This window comes from Sphaerotilus sulfidivorans (genome assembly GCF_013426975.1).
Lineage (GTDB): Bacteria > Pseudomonadota > Gammaproteobacteria > Burkholderiales > Burkholderiaceae_C > Sphaerotilus > Sphaerotilus sulfidivorans.
On the sequence record NZ_JACCPY010000023.1, the window covers coordinates 53,037 to 66,836 of the forward strand.

10 protein-coding genes and 1 pseudogene are annotated in these 13,800 nt (G+C 70.7%); 7 read left to right on the top strand and 4 right to left on the bottom strand.

What is annotated here, in order from left to right; translation table 11 throughout:
* Window positions 1–1,446, bottom strand: coding sequence for a S41 family peptidase (locus tag HZU84_RS13735; RefSeq protein WP_149503305.1), 1,446 nt, complete (start codon window positions 1,444–1,446; stop codon window positions 1–3).
* Window positions 1,447–1,560: 114 nt separating this feature from the next.
* Window positions 1,561–2,646 carry an ABC transporter ATP-binding protein gene (locus HZU84_RS13740; protein WP_149503304.1) on the bottom strand — a complete coding sequence of 362 codons (1,086 nt, stop codon included), beginning with the start codon at window positions 2,644–2,646 and terminating at the stop codon, window positions 1,561–1,563.
* A gap of 103 nt (window positions 2,647–2,749) precedes the next feature.
* Here HZU84_RS13740 and HZU84_RS13745 point away from each other — a divergent pair, with 103 nt between their 5' ends.
* The 6 genes from HZU84_RS13745 (at window position 2,750) to HZU84_RS13770 (ending at window position 12,702) form a co-directional block, all read left to right on the top strand.
* Window positions 2,750–4,414, top strand: coding sequence for an ABC transporter permease (locus tag HZU84_RS13745; protein ID WP_149503303.1), 1,665 nt, complete (start codon window positions 2,750–2,752; stop codon window positions 4,412–4,414).
* A 167-nt stretch (window positions 4,415–4,581) separates the two neighbouring features.
* Window positions 4,582–5,766, top strand: coding sequence for a glycosyltransferase (locus tag HZU84_RS13750; protein WP_149503302.1), 1,185 nt, complete (start codon window positions 4,582–4,584; stop codon window positions 5,764–5,766).
* 199 nt (window positions 5,767–5,965) lie between these two features.
* Window positions 5,966–6,574 (top strand): TRAP transporter small permease subunit, encoded by a 609-nt coding sequence (locus HZU84_RS13755; protein WP_149503301.1) that lies wholly within the window; start codon window positions 5,966–5,968, stop codon window positions 6,572–6,574.
* Window positions 6,571–8,358 (top strand): TRAP transporter large permease, encoded by a 1,788-nt coding sequence (locus tag HZU84_RS13760; protein ID WP_149503300.1) that lies wholly within the window; start codon window positions 6,571–6,573, stop codon window positions 8,356–8,358. Before HZU84_RS13755 ends, HZU84_RS13760 begins: the two co-directional genes overlap by 4 nt.
* Before the next feature lie 67 nt (window positions 8,359–8,425).
* Window positions 8,426–9,613 (top strand): efflux RND transporter periplasmic adaptor subunit, encoded by a 1,188-nt coding sequence (locus HZU84_RS13765; protein WP_149503299.1) that lies wholly within the window; start codon window positions 8,426–8,428, stop codon window positions 9,611–9,613.
* Complete coding sequence (locus tag HZU84_RS13770; RefSeq protein ID WP_149503298.1) at window positions 9,610–12,702, top strand: efflux RND transporter permease subunit; 3,093 nt, start codon at window positions 9,610–9,612, stop codon at window positions 12,700–12,702. Before HZU84_RS13765 ends, HZU84_RS13770 begins: the two co-directional genes overlap by 4 nt.
* Here the strand turns inward: HZU84_RS13770 and HZU84_RS13775 are convergent.
* Both HZU84_RS13775 and HZU84_RS13780 read right to left on the bottom strand, forming a co-directional pair.
* Window positions 12,680–13,072 (bottom strand): hypothetical protein, encoded by a 393-nt coding sequence (locus HZU84_RS13775; RefSeq protein ID WP_149503297.1) that lies wholly within the window; start codon window positions 13,070–13,072, stop codon window positions 12,680–12,682. The genes HZU84_RS13770 and HZU84_RS13775 overlap by 23 nt on opposite strands.
* 7 nt (window positions 13,073–13,079) lie before the next feature.
* A complete protein-coding gene (locus tag HZU84_RS13780; protein WP_149503296.1) occupies window positions 13,080–13,472 on the bottom strand; it encodes a VOC family protein in 393 nt (130 codons plus the stop codon).
* Between the two features lie 126 nt (window positions 13,473–13,598).
* Between HZU84_RS13780 and HZU84_RS13785 the strand changes: the two are divergent.
* A pseudogene (locus HZU84_RS13785) lies at window positions 13,599–13,800 on the top strand (transposase); the annotation flags it as partial.

Below are 13,800 nucleotides of genomic sequence, written 5' to 3' on the forward strand. Positions count from 1 at the left end.
TCAGTTCGCCTTCGGCTCGACCGGCTTGCGCTCGGTCTGGGTCTTCGACGCCACCACCGGGCGCCCCTTCAGGCGGTTGAGCGCCTGCTGCAGCTGGAAATCCTCGGGCGTGCCGTATTCCGGCAGCTTCGGGGCCTTGTCCTTGCTGTCGCGCGCTTCCTCGAGCTTCTTCAGCGCCTCCTCGCGGGCCTTCTCGCGGGCGGCATCCTTCTTCTCGGCCGCACCGCTGCCGTCGCCCAGATGTTTGTCGAGATCGGCCTCGCGCATGCGCAGCGCCGCGAACGGACTGCCCTCGGCGGTCTCGTCGACCAGCACGTCGGGCACGATGCCCTTGGCCTGGATCGACTGGCCCGACGGGGTGTAGTAGCGCGCGGTGGTGATCTTCAGCGAGGTGTTGGGCATCGGCAGGCGTGCGATCTCGCTCTGCACCGAGCCCTTGCCGAAGGTCTGCGATCCCATGATGACCGCCCGCTTGTGGTCACGCAGCGCGCCGGCGACGATCTCGCTGGCCGAGGCCGAGCCCTCGTTGACCAGCACCACCACCGGCACCGTCTTCAGCGCGGCGGGCAGTCCGGCGAGCAGGTCGCTGCCATCGCGCGAGTAGAACATCGGCGAGGCCTTCAGCACGCTGCGCGCCTCCGGGATCTGGCCGTTGGTCGACACCACCACCACGTCGCGGGGCAGGAAGACCGCCGAGACGCCGACCGCGGTGTCGAGCAGGCCGCCGGGATCGTTGCGCAGGTCGAGCACCAGGCCCTTGAGCTGCGGATCCTTCTGGTAGATCTCGCGCAGCTGCTCGGTGAAGTCGCGCAGCGTCGGCTCCTGGAACTGGTTGATGCGGATCCAGGCGTAGCCGGGCTCGACCACCTTCGAGCGCACGCTCTTGGTCTTGATCTCCTCGCGGATGATGGTGACCGGGAAGGTGCGGTTGTCGGCCTTGCGGAACACCGTCAGCACGACCTTGGTGCCGCTGGGGCCGCGCATGCGCTTGATGGCCTGGTCCATGTTCAGGCCCTTGACCATCGTGTCGTCGATGCGGGTGATCAGGTCGCCGGTCTGCAGGCCGGCGCGGAAGGCCGGCGAGCCCTCGATCGGCGAGACCACCTTGACCAGACCGTCATCCATTTCGATCTGGATGCCCACGCCGGTGAACTTGCCGCTGATGCCCTCGCGGAATTCCTTGAAGGCCTGGCCCTCGAAATACGCCGAATGCGGGTCCAGCCCGGACACCATGCCGCCGATCGCGTCGCGGATCAGCTTCTTCTCGTCGACCGGCTCGACATAGGAGCGCTTGACCAGATCGAAGACCGCAGCGAGCTGCTGCATGTCCTCCAGCGGCAGCGGCGACATCGCGCTGCGCGCGGTCGCCTGCAGCTGCATCGTCGTCAGGGCGCCTGCGACCGCACCGATCGCCAGCCAGCCCGCCACCTTCAACTTGCTTCCCATCTCGCACACCTTTCGCGTCGCGCAGCGGGCTCGCGGAAAAACCCGTCCCGGTGCGCATCCAATATCGTGCGGCCAGTATAGGTCGGGCCCGGCGCCCTCTGCATGCCGACGAGATCAGGCCGCGACCACGCCTTTCAAGTCGCGCGGGAAAGTCACGACATGATCCAGCTCGGCACGAATGCCGATCCACTCGCCGACCGCATGATCGTGGTGCGAGGGCACATGCGCCATCACCAGCTCGCCGCTGGCCAGCTCGAGCGTGTAGAGGAACTCCGAGCCCCGGAAGGCCTTGGCGCGGATGCGCGCCTTCACCGCGCTGTCGTCGTCGTGCACGATGTCGTCGGCACGCAGCAGCACGTCGCACTCGCCGCCGATGCCCGGCAGCGGGCACTCGAAGCGGTCCGACCACTCGCCCAGCGCGCTGCGCACCCGCGCGCCCTCGGGCCCGGAGACCACCCGCGCCGGCGCGAAGACTCCGTGGCCGACGAAGGTGGCGACAAAGCGGGTGGCGGGGCGGTGATAGAGCGCATAGGGCTCGTCCCACTGCTGCAGCTCGCCGTCGTTCATCACCCCGACCAGATCGGCCACCGCAAAGGCCTCCATCTGGTCATGGGTGACGAACAGCGCGGTGGTCTCGGCCTGCTTCAGGATCGCGCGCACCTCCTGCGCCAGACGCTCGCGCAGGTCGACGTCGAGGCTGGAGAAGGGCTCGTCCATCAGCAGCAGGCGCGGCTTCGGGGCCAGCGCGCGCGCCAGCGCGATGCGCTGCTGCTGGCCGCCGGAGAGCTGGTGCGGATGGCGCGAGGCCGCGCCGGCCAGCCCGACCAGATCGAGCATCTGCGCCACCCGCGCCTGCTGCTCGGCACGCGGCAGGCCCTTGAGGCCGAACAGCACGTTCTCGGCCACCGTCATGTGCGGAAAGAGCGCGTAGTCCTGGAAGACCATGCCGATGCGGCGCTGCTCGGGCGGCAGGTGCCGGCCGGCGGCGGCATCGCTGACCGCATCGCCCTCGAGCACCACCCGGCCACGCGCCGGCCGCTCCAGGCCGGCCACCGCGCGCAGCAGCGAAGTCTTGCCGCAGCCCGAAGGCCCGAGCAGCGCGCCGATCTGCCCGCGCTCGAGCGCGAGCGAGACATGCCGGACGCTGGCGCGCGCGGCGCCCGGATACTGGACACTGAGCTGATCGACGTGCAGGAACATGGGCGCAGGGACTCGCAAGGACTCGTCTTGAGGTTCTGCCTCTATCATAGCCGGGCTCGCCAATGCAAATCATTCACGATAACGACTTTCCCGAAGCTCTCCCATGTCCGCGACCCCTCTCGCCCGCCTGCGCGCCGAGCCGCCCCACCCGCTGCAATGGCTGCTCGCGCTGCTGTGCCTGGTGCTGGCGCTGCCGGTGCTGTCGATCGCCTCGTCCTGGCTGAGCTTCGACGCCACCGCCCGCGAGACGCTGGCCCATCAGCTCGACACCGTGCTGCCGGGCTATGCGCTGGCCTCGCTGCAGCTGACGCTGCCGGTGGCGCTGGGCGTGGCGGTGGTGGGCGGCGGCGCGGCGGCGCTGGTGACGCTGCTGCGCTTTCCCGGCCGCGGGGTGATGGAGTGGGCGCTGCTGCTGCCGCTGGCGATGCCCGCCTATGTGCTGGCCTATGTCTACACCGACACGCTGCAGTCCAGCGGCCCGCTGCAGGTCTGGCTGCGCGCGCGCACCGGCGCCACCGGCGCGCTCTGGCCCGACATCCGCAGCACCGGCGGCGCGGTCGTGCTGTTCATCCTGACGCTCTACCCGTATGTCTACCTGCTGACGCGCACCGCGCTGACCGAGCGCGGCGCGGTGCTGATGGAAGCCGCGCGGCTGCTCGGCGCCGGCCCGTGGCGGCGGCTGACCGAGGTGGCGCTGCCGATGGCACGGCCCGCGCTGGCCGCCGGCGTGGCGCTGGCGCTGATGGAGACGCTGGCCGACTATGGCGTCGGCGCCTATTTCGGGCTGAACACCTTCACCACCGGCATCTACAAGGCCTGGCTGTCCTTCGGCGACCGCCATGCCGCAGCGCAGCTCGCCACCGTGCTGCTGCTGGTGGTGGGCGTGCTGGTGTGGCTGGAGCGGCGCGCGCAGTCGCGGCTGCGCTTCTCGACCTCCCGGGGGCCGGGCAGCAGCCCGGAGGCCCGCCCGGTGCAACTGCAGGGCGCCGCGGCCTGGGCGGCGCTGGCGGCCTGCCTGCTGCCGGTGCTGCTGGGCTTCCTGCTGCCGGTGGCGCTGCTGCTGCGCCTGGTGACGCTGGAGGCGCTGCACGGCGAGTTCGGCCTGCCGTGGGAGCGCTTCGGCCAGTGGGCCTGGGCGAGCCTGCGCCTGTCCGGCCTGGCCGCGCTGGCCGCCGCCGGCATGGCGCTGCTGCTGGCCTTCGCGAGCCGGCTGCGCCCGCATCCGCTGCTGGGCGCAGGCGTGCGGGTGGTCTCGCTGGGCTATGCGGTGCCGGGCGCGGTGATCGCCATCGGCCTGCTGCTGCCCTCGGGCTGGGCGCAGCAGCGCTGGCCCGACAGCCAGATCGGCACGCTGCTGACCAGCACCTCGCTGGGTCTGGTCTATGCCTATCTGGTGCGCTTCTCGGCGGTGGCGCTGCAGTCGGTCGAGGCCGGCTATGCGCGCCTGCCCGGCAGCCTGGACGAGACCGCGCGCATGCTCGGCGCCGGCAACGCACGCATTCTGGGCCGCATCCATCTGCCGCTGCTGCACCGCACGGTGCTGGCCGCGGCGCTGCTGGTCTTCGTCGACGTGATGAAGGAGCTGCCCGCCACGCTGGCGCTGCGCCCCTTCAACAGCGACACGCTGGCGATCATCGCCTCGCAGCTGGCCCGCGACGAACGTCTGGCCGAGGCCGCCCTGCCCTCGCTGGCGCTGGTGGTGGTCGGGCTGGCGCCGGTCATCCTGCTGTCGCGGGCCATGCGGCGCGGCGACAGTCTGGCGACCTGATCGCGGCCAGACCTCCAGGCAGGCATCAACACGGAGGGGCACAAGGGCGGCCCCGGCCGTGCAGCAGATCACGGCAACACAGCCGGCACCTCCGGAAACACCTTTTTGCGGGGAGTGCACAAAGCGGCACAGGTCGAAAAATCGGCAACGACCTGCGAGACCCTGGCATGCACCCCTCCAACCGCCCCCCCCTTCGCGCAACCCTGCTCGGCCCGGACATCGAGCACCGGCGCAGCCTCGAGGCGATGCTCGACACGCGCTGCGCGGTGTCGTGGATGCCGGACTCGAGCAGCTTCTTCCGCGACCGGCCGGTCACGCTGGCGCGGCGTCTGCAGCGGGCCTTCGACCAGTTCGGCGGCACCCGTGACCCGGCCTTCCGCCAGGCGCTGCTGCGCCATCTCGACGAGCACCGCACCGAGGTGGTGGTCGCCTACTGGGGCACCAATCCGCTGGCCGATCTGCTGGCCATCCGCCAGCTGCGCCCGGGCATCCGGCTGGTGCTGATGGTGCTGTGCTATCCGCTGGCGCTCGACGAGCTGGGCGTGCGCCGCCAGCACTGGATGCTGCGCCGCGCCGCGCCCCATCTGGACGGCGTGCTGTTCCCGAGCGAGGCGATGCGCGGCCATTTCCAGGCCCACCGGCTGCTGCAGCGCGCAGGCCGCGAGGTGGCCGACCTGGTGCTGCCGCCGTGCTGGCCGGCGAGCTTCCAGCCCCGCCTGGAGGCCGACACGCCGCCCGCGCCGGCCTCCAGCGGCCCCAACCTGATCTTCGTCGGCCGCACCGACCTGTCGCACCCGACGATCCACGCAGCCGACGACCTGCGCGGGCCGATGCGCGAGCTGCTCGCGCAGGGCATCGAGCTGCACCATGTGCATTCGCCCGAGACCGACGACGGCCATCCGCTGCGCCGCCCCTTCGCGCCCGACAGCCAGACCGGACTGCTGGCGCGCATGGCCCGGCATGACGCCAGCCTGATCCTCTACAACACCGCCGCCTGCGAGCGGGCCGACCGCTTCGACCTGACGGTGCCCGACCGGCTGATCTCCAGCGTCGCCGCCGGCGTGCCGATCGCGCTGCCGGCGCGTGGCTACCGGGCCGCGCACGACCATCTGGCCGACCATCCGGCGGTGATCGCCTTCGAGTCCTTCGCCGATCTGGCCCGGCAGCTGGCCGACCGGCCGCGCATCGCCGCGATGCGCCAGGCCGCCTGGCAAGGCCGCAGCCGGCATGCCGCCGAATGGCAGGGCCCGCGGCTGTGCCGCTTCCTCGAGGAGCTGGCTCCGCGCCCGGTGCACCAGCCCTCGCGCCCGGCCGCCACCCGGCGCGACAGTGCACGCGAAGTCGTCGCCTAGGACCACACCCCGGCAGAGAGAAGCACGGGGGATGCGGACGGTGTGCGCTGCTGCGTAGTGCCGCGTAGTCGTAACACCCGATGGGCTGAATCAGGGTTTTCGAGTGTGATCGGGGCCATGGTTCCTGAAGATCAGGAACCGCGTGCATCTTCCCCGGTTTCCAATTTCCCTCACTTCCACTTCTCCCCGGAGATTCCCCTTGTCCGCCCTCCTGAAACTCTCAGGCTGGATCGACTCGTTCAATGAACAGGTCGGCCGGCTGCTGTCATGGCTGGTGCTCGCCGCGGTGTTGATCAGCGCCGGCAACGCCATCCTGCGCAAGACCTTCAACATCGGCTCGAACGCCTTCCTGGAAATCCAGTGGTATCTGTTCGCGGCCGTGTTCATGCTCGGTGCCGGCTACGCCTTCCTGAAGAACGCCCATGTGCGCATCGACTTCATCTCCTCGAAGCTGTCGACCCGCGCCAACACGATCATCGACATTCTCGGCATCGTGGTGTTCCTGGTGCCGCTGTGCCTGATCCTGATCGACCTGTCCTGGCCGCTGTTCACGCAGGCCTACGCCAGCGGCGAGATGAGCCAGAACGCCGGCGGCCTGATCCGCTGGCCGGTGCTGCTGATGATCCCGGCCGGCTTCGCGATCCTGCTGGTGCAGGCGCTGTCGGAGCTGATCAAGCGGGTGGCCTACCTGCAGGGCCTGCGCGATGACCCGATGTCGGTCGAGCACGGCCCGAGCGACGAGGAAAAGCTGGCCGCCGAGCTGGCCGCCAAGGCCGAGCAGGCCGCCCGCGAAGGAGCGCGCGCATGATCGAGTTCATCACCCAGAATTTCGTGCCGCTGATGTTCGGCGGCCTGCTGGCCTTCCTGCTGACCGGCATTCCGGTGGCCTTCGGCCTGGCCGCCACCGGCCTGGTGTTCGGCTTTCTCGGCATGGAGGTGGGGCTGTTCGGCAGCACCATGTTCCAGGCGCTGCCGCTGCGGATCTTCGGGATCATGCAGAACGACACCCTGCTGGCGATTCCCTTCTTCACCTTCATGGGCATCATCCTGGAGCGGTCCGGGATGGCGGAGGATCTGCTCGAGACCGTCGGCCAGGTCTTCGGCCCGCTGCGCGGCGGTCTGGCAGTCGCGGTGATCCTGGTCGGCGCGCTGCTGGCGGCCACCACCGGCGTGGTCGCGGCGGCCGTGATCTCGATGGGCCTGATCTCGCTGCCCATCATGCTGCGCTACGGCTACAACCGCACCATCGCCACCGGCACCATCACCGCCTCGGGCACGCTGGCGCAGGCCATCCCGCCGTCGCTGGTGCTGATCGTGCTGGCCGACCAGCTCGGCCGCTCGGTCGGCGACATGTACGCCGGCGCGCTGGTGCCGGGCCTGCTGCTGGTGGGCCTGTACCTGGCCTTCATCGCGGTCGTGGCGATCGTCAAGCCGGACTGGGTGCCCGCCCTGCCGCCGGAGGCGCGCATCTACCGCGAAGACAACGGCGCGAGCGGCCACAAGTCGCTGCTGGCGCTGCTGGCGATCTGCGGCGCCGCCGGCTGGGGCTGGGCGCAGGTGCACGAGAGCATCATGAACCCGTGGATGGAGCGCACGCTGCCGGCCCCGGGCGACGAGGTGGTCATCATGTCGATGACGGTCGCCTCCTTCCTGGCCCTCGGCCTGGCGATGGTCAACCGGGTGCTGAAGATGGGCCTGCTGTCGAAGCTGGCCGAGCGCTTCACCTTCGTGCTGATTCCGCCGCTGGTGCTGATCTTCCTGGTGCTGGGCACGATCTTCCTGGGCGTGGCCACCCCGACCGAGGGCGGCGCGATGGGCGCGGTCGGTGCGCTGCTGATGGCGATGTCGCGCGGCCAGATCAATCGCCGCCTGATGAACCAGGCGCTCGACAGCACCGCTCGCCTGAGCTGCTTCGTGCTGTTCATCCTGATCGGCTCGACGGTGTTCAGCTTCACCTTCAACGCCGCCGACGGCCACATCTGGGTCGAGCATCTGTTCGACAACATGCCCGGCGGCGCGATGGGCTTCCTGATCGTCGTGAACCTGCTGGTCTTCGTGCTGGGCATGTTCATCGACTTCTTCGAGATCGCCTTCATCGTGGTGCCGATGCTGGCGCCGGTGGCCGAGAAGCTGCTGCCCGCACTGCTGCCCGAAGGCTACCCGGCCGACTTCGCGCTGGTGTGGTTCGGCGTGATCCTGGCGATGAACCTGCAGACCTCCTTCCTGACGCCGCCGTTCGGCTTCGCGCTGTTCTACCTGCGCAGCGTCGCGGCCAAGAAGGACTACAAGGACCGCGTCACCGGCGAGATGATCCCGGCGGTGCAGACCACCGAGATCTACAAGGGCTCGATCGCCTTCATCGTGCTGCAGCTGATCATGGTCGCGGTGGTCATCGCCTACCCGACGCTGGTGTCGGGCGATGGCACGCAGGCGACCAAGATCGATGCCGACCAGGCGCTCGAGCAGATGATGGGCGGCGACACCCCGCAGGCCGAGCCGAGCATGGACGGACTGGAGCCGGCCGGCGCCGCCTCCGAACCCGATCCGATGGACGCCTTCAAGGACATGGAGAAGCCGGCCGAGTCCAAGTGACCTGACCTGCAGGCTGACCGGCGCCGCCGGTCATCGGCGGACACGCATTCGTTGATAAGCTCACGAAATGCGTGTCCGCCTTCTTCATTTCCGTCCGGCGCCTTGGTGCCCCCACCTTCTCGCCGCGCTGCTGCCGGCCCTGGTGACGCTGACGACGCTGGCCCCGCAGCCGGCCGAGGCGCAGGCCTCCTCCTCGCCCTCGGCGACACCGGCAACAGCGGCCACAGCCTCGGCCGGCGGCCGTGCCGCCCTGAGCGTGCAGGCGGTGTCACCCCGGCGCGAGACGCTGGCGCGCACGCTGTCGGCCAGCGGCGGCCTGGCCGCCTGGCAGGAGGTGGTGATCGGCGCCGAGACCCAGGGGCTGCGGCTGGTCGAGGTCGCGGTGCAGGTCGGCGAGCGGGTGCGCCGCGGCCAGCTGCTGGCGCGGCTGCAGTCCGACACGCTGACGGCCGAGCGGGCCGCCACCCAGGCCGCGCTGGCCGAGGCCGAGGCGGTGCTGGCGCAGGCGCGACTCGAGGCAGAGCGCGACCGCGCGCTGCAGGCCGGCGGCGCCCTGAGCGCCCAGCAGCTGCAGCAGACCCTGACCGCCGAGACCACCGCCCGCACCCGCGTGCAGGCCCTGAAGGCACGGCTGCAGGCCGACGAGGTGCGGCTGGCCCAGACCCGGCTGCTGGCGCCCGACGACGGCCTGATCTCCGCCCGGCTGGCCACCGTCGGCGCGGTCGCCCAGCCGGGGCAGGAGCTGTTCCGGCTGATCCGCCAGGGCCGCATCGAGTGGCGCGCCGAGCTCTCCGGCGCCGACATGGCCCGACTGAGCCCGGGCACCGCGGTGCGGCTCACGCCCGCAGGCACCGACACGGTGCTCGAGGGCCGGGTGCGCCAGATCGCGCCGACGGTCGATCCGGCCACCCGCCAGGGCCTGGTCTATGTCGACCTGACGCCGGGCGCGGCCGCCTCGCCGGTGGCGCGGCCCGGCATGCTCGCACGCGGCGAGTTCCAGCTCGGCGGCAGCGAGGCGCTGACGCTGCCTCAGGGTGCGGTGCTGCTGCGCGAGGGCTTCAGCATCGTCATGCGCATCGAGGCCGACGCGCGGGTGCGCGAGGTCAAGGTGCGCACCGGCCGGCGCATCGGCGACCGGGTCGAGATCCTGGAGGGACTGGACGCGCAGGCGCGGGTGGTCGCGCAAGGCGCCGGCTTCCTGGGCGACGGCGACCGGGTCAAGGTGGTCGGCACCGCCTCGGGAGCCGCCAAGTGAATGTCTCCGCCTGGTCGATCCGCAATCCGATTCCCGCGATCCTGCTGTTCCTGCTGCTGACGCTCGCCGGCCTGATGGGCTTCCGGGCGATGACGGTGCAGAACTTTCCCGACATCGACCTGCCCTCGGTCACCGTCAGCGCCGCGCTGCCGGGCGCGGCGCCGGCACAGCTCGAGACCGAGGTCGCACGCAAGATGGAGAACGCGCTGGCCGCGCTCAAGGGCCTGAAGCATCTCTACACCACGGTGCAGGACGGCGCGGTCACCATCACCGCCGAGTTCCGGCTCGAGAAGCCCACGCAGGAGGCGGTCGACGATGTGCGCGACGCCATCGCGCGCATCCGCTCCGACCTGCCGGCCGACCTGCGCGACCCGGTGGTGCAGAAGGTCGACCTGGCCGGCACGCCGATCCTGACCTACACCATCGCCTCCGACCGGATGGACGACGAGGCGCTGAGCTGGTTCGTCGACGACGCGGTCAGCCGGCGCATGCTGGCGGTGCGCGGCGTGGGCGCGGTCTCGCGGGTCGGCGGCGTCAGCCGCGAGGTGCGCGTCGAGCTCGATCCGGCGATGCTGCTGGCGCTGGGCGCCAGCGCCTCCGACGTGTCGCGCCAGCTGCGCCAGATCCAGCAGGACGCGCCCGGCGGCCGCAGCGACCTCGGCGGCGCCGAGCAGGCGGTGCGCACCCTGGCCACCGTGCGCAGCGCCGACGAGCTCGCCCGCATGGAGCTCGTGCTGTCGGACGGCCGGCGGGTGCGGCTCGACCAGATCGCACGGGTCAGCGACACGGTGGCCGAGCGCCGCTCGGCCGCGCTGCTCGACGGCCGGCCGGTGGTCGGCTTCGAGATCACCCGCAGCAAGGGCACCGGCGAGATCGAAGTCGCCGAGGGCGTGCGGGCCCAGATCGAGCGGCTGCGCGCCGAGCATCCCGAGATCACCTTCACCGAGGCCTTCAACTTCGTCGATCCGGTCCAGGAGGGCTACGAGGGCTCGATGCACCTGCTCTACGAGGGTGCGGTGCTGGCAATCATCGTGGTCTGGTTCTTCCTGCGCGACTGGCGCGCGACCCTGGTCTCGGCGGTGGCGCTACCGCTGTCGGCCATCCCGACGTTTGCGCTGATGCACTGGCTGGGCTTCACCGTCAATGTGGTGACGCTGCTGAGCCTGTCGCTGGTGGTGGGCATCCTGGTCGACGACGCGATCGTCGAGATCGAGAACATCATGCGCCACCTCGCGATGGGCAAGACGCCCTTCGAGGCGGCGATGGAGGCGGCCGACGAGATCGGCCTGGCGGTGATCGCCACCACCTTCACGCTGATCGCGGTCTTCCTGCCGACCGCCTTCATGGGCGGGGTGGCGGGCAAGTTCTTCGTGCAGTTCGGCTGGACCGCGGCGATCGCGGTGTTCTTCTCGCTGGTGGTGGCGCGCATGCTCACGCCGATGATGGCGGCCTACCTGCTGCGCCCGGTCGCGCATGCCGAGACGCCGCCGCGCTGGATGGGCGCCTACCTGAAGATGGCCGCCTGGTGCCTGAAGCACCGCCTGCTGACGATGCTGGCCACCGCGGTCTTCTTCATCGGCTCCTTCCTGCTGGTGCCGCTGCTGCCCACCGGCTTCATCCCGCCCGACGATCTGTCGCAGACCCAGGTCACGGTGACGCTGCCACCGGGCTCGACGCTGGCCGACACCACCGCGGCGGCCGAGCAGGCCCGGGCGCTGGTGGGCTCGCATCCGCAGGTGAAGATGGTCTACACCGCCATCGGCGGCGGCGCGGCCGGCGCCGACCCGTTTGCGCCGCAGGGCGCGGCCGAGGTGCGCAAGGCGGTGCTGACGATCAACATGACGCACCGCGACGACCGCCCCGGCATCAGCAAGCAGGACATCGAGGCCGACCTGCGCGAGCGGCTCGAGGCGCTGCCGGGCGCACGCACCAAGGTCGGCTTCGGCGGCTCGAGCGAGAAGTACATCCTGGTGCTGGCCGGCGAGAATGGCGAGACGCTGGCCGCGCACGCGCGCCAGGTCGAGCGCGAGCTGCGCACGCTCCCGGGCATCGGCAATGTCACCTCCAGCTCCAGCCTGGTCCGGCCGGAGCTGATCGTGCGGCCCGACCCGGTGCGCGCGGCCGACCTCGGCGTGACCACCGCGGCGATCGCCGACACGCTGCGGGTGGCCACCCGCGGCGACTACGACCAGTCGCTGCCCAAGCTCAATCTCTCGCAGCGCCAGGTGCCGATCGTCGTGCGCCTGCCCGCCGAGGCCCGCACCGATCTCGACCTGCTCGGCCGGCTGCCGGTGCCCGGCGCCCGCGGGCCGGTGATGCTGTCGAGCGTGGCGACGCTGGAGCTGTCCAGCGGCCCGGCGCAGATCGACCGCTACGACCGGCTGCGCAACATCAACTTCGAGATCGAGCTCAACGGCCAGCCGCTGGGCGACATCGAGCGCCAGGCGCTGGCACTGCCCAGCCTGCAGTCCCTGCCACCCGGCGTGATGCAGACCACCGTCGGCGACGCCGAGGCGATGGCCGAGCTGTTCGAGAGCTTCGGCCTGGCGATGCTCACCGGCGTGCTGTGCATCTATGTGGTGCTGGTGCTGCTGCTGAAGGACTTCATCCAGCCGGTCACCATCCTGGCCGCGCTGGTGCTGTCGATTCCGGGCGCCTTCCTGGCGCTGTTCATCACCCAGACCGCGCTGTCGATGCCCTCGATGATCGGCCTGATCATGCTGATGGGCATCGCCACCAAGAACTCGATCCTGCTGGTCGACTATGTGGTGCTGGCGCGCAAGGAGCACGGCCTGGGCCGGCTGGAGGCGGTGCTCGACGCCTGCCGCAAGCGCGCACGCCCGATCATCATGACGACGATCGCGATGGGCGCGGGCATGATGCCGATCGCACTGGGCCTGGGGGTGGATCCGAGCTTCCGTGCGCCGATGGCCATCGTCGTGATCGGCGGCCTGATCACCTCGACCTTCCTGAGCCTGCTGGTGATCCCGGTGGTGTTCACCGGCATCGACGACCTGATGACGCTGGGCGGGCGGTGGCTGCGGCGCGGCCGGGGCCGCGCGCCGGTCAGCGACACGCCATCGGCGTGATCTCCTGCCCGGGCTCGACCCGCCGCCAGCCCTGGGTCAGGGCCTGATCGACCGCAGCGGCCGCCACCGTCACCCGCCAGGCCTCGCCCTTGTCGGTGCCGCAGACGGCGGAACGCATGCGCCCGTCCTGGGCGCACTGGGCCGACTGCACCGCCACGCCGGCGGCCTTCAATGCGGCCACCGCCTCGTCCAGCCGGGCCTGCGTGGTGAGTTCAGCCTCGCACTGCAGACTGCCCGAGGCGCGCCAGAGCACCACGCCCGCCACCTCGGCATCGGCCCGGCTGCCGCCTCCGCAGGCGGACAGCAGCAGCGCCGGCATGAAGACCAGCGCGGCCATCCGGCGCTGGCGTCGGATCGGTCGTCCGCTCATGTCCACTTCACTTCGGCCGGTACAGCGCGCAGAGCTTGTGGCCGTCCGGGTCGCGCACATAGGCCAGATGCATCGGGCCGATCGCGCCGTGACGCAGGCCCGGGGGATCCTCGATCGACAGGCCGCCGTGCGCGACCGCGACATCGTGGAACTGCTGCACCTGTTCGGGCGAATCGCACTTGAAGCCAAGGGTGGCGCCGTTGGCAACGGTGGCCGGCTCGCCGTCGATCGGCTCGGTGACGCAGAAGCTCGCGCCGCCGTGGCGGTAGAACAGGCGCATCTGGCCGGCCGCGTTGCGGTTCTCCATCGCCCCGCCGGCCCCGAGCACGCCGAGCACCGCGTCATAGAAGCGCTTCGAGCGCTCGATGTCGTTGGATCCGACCATCACATGGCTGAACATCGTCCTGTCTCCTGAAGAAAGCGCCGGAATCGGCAGTGAAAGGCCCGAAGGCGCTCACGAGTGTAGCGAGGCCGCGGCGCGCCCGCCCTCGAGCGCCTCGCCGACATAGCGCCTGACGCGCGGCGGCTGGCCAGCATCGGCCACGGCCACGACTTCGCCAACGGCCGACAGCTCGCCGCCTGGCTCGGACTCGTGCCCGGACAATACAGCTCCGGCGGCAAGCAGCGTCTCGGGCGCATCACCAAGGCCGGCGACAGTTATCTGCGAACGCTGCTGATCCTGGGGGCACGCGCCACGCTGGCCGCTGCGGCCAGGAAGAAGGACCGGC

Bases quoted from the DNA above. Each gene is read 5' to 3' on its own strand.
- HZU84_RS13760 (WP_149503300.1), top strand. From the start codon at position 6,571: ATGATCGAGTTCATCACCCAGAATTTCGTGCCGCTGATGTTCGGCGGC.
- HZU84_RS13740 (WP_149503304.1), bottom strand. From the start codon at position 2,646: ATGTTCCTGCACGTCGATCAGCTCAGTGTCCAGTATCCGGGCGCCGCG.
- HZU84_RS13745 (WP_149503303.1), top strand. From the start codon at position 2,750: ATGTCCGCGACCCCTCTCGCCCGCCTGCGCGCCGAGCCGCCCCACCCG.
- HZU84_RS13735 (WP_149503305.1), bottom strand. From the start codon at position 1,446: ATGGGAAGCAAGTTGAAGGTGGCGGGCTGGCTGGCGATCGGTGCGGTC.
- HZU84_RS13780 (WP_149503296.1), bottom strand. From the start codon at position 13,472: ATGTTCAGCCATGTGATGGTCGGATCCAACGACATCGAGCGCTCGAAG.
- HZU84_RS13750 (WP_149503302.1), top strand. From the start codon at position 4,582: ATGCACCCCTCCAACCGCCCCCCCCTTCGCGCAACCCTGCTCGGCCCG.
- HZU84_RS13775 (WP_149503297.1), bottom strand. From the start codon at position 13,072: ATGAGCGGACGACCGATCCGACGCCAGCGCCGGATGGCCGCGCTGGTC.
- HZU84_RS13765 (WP_149503299.1), top strand. From the start codon at position 8,426: ATGCGTGTCCGCCTTCTTCATTTCCGTCCGGCGCCTTGGTGCCCCCAC.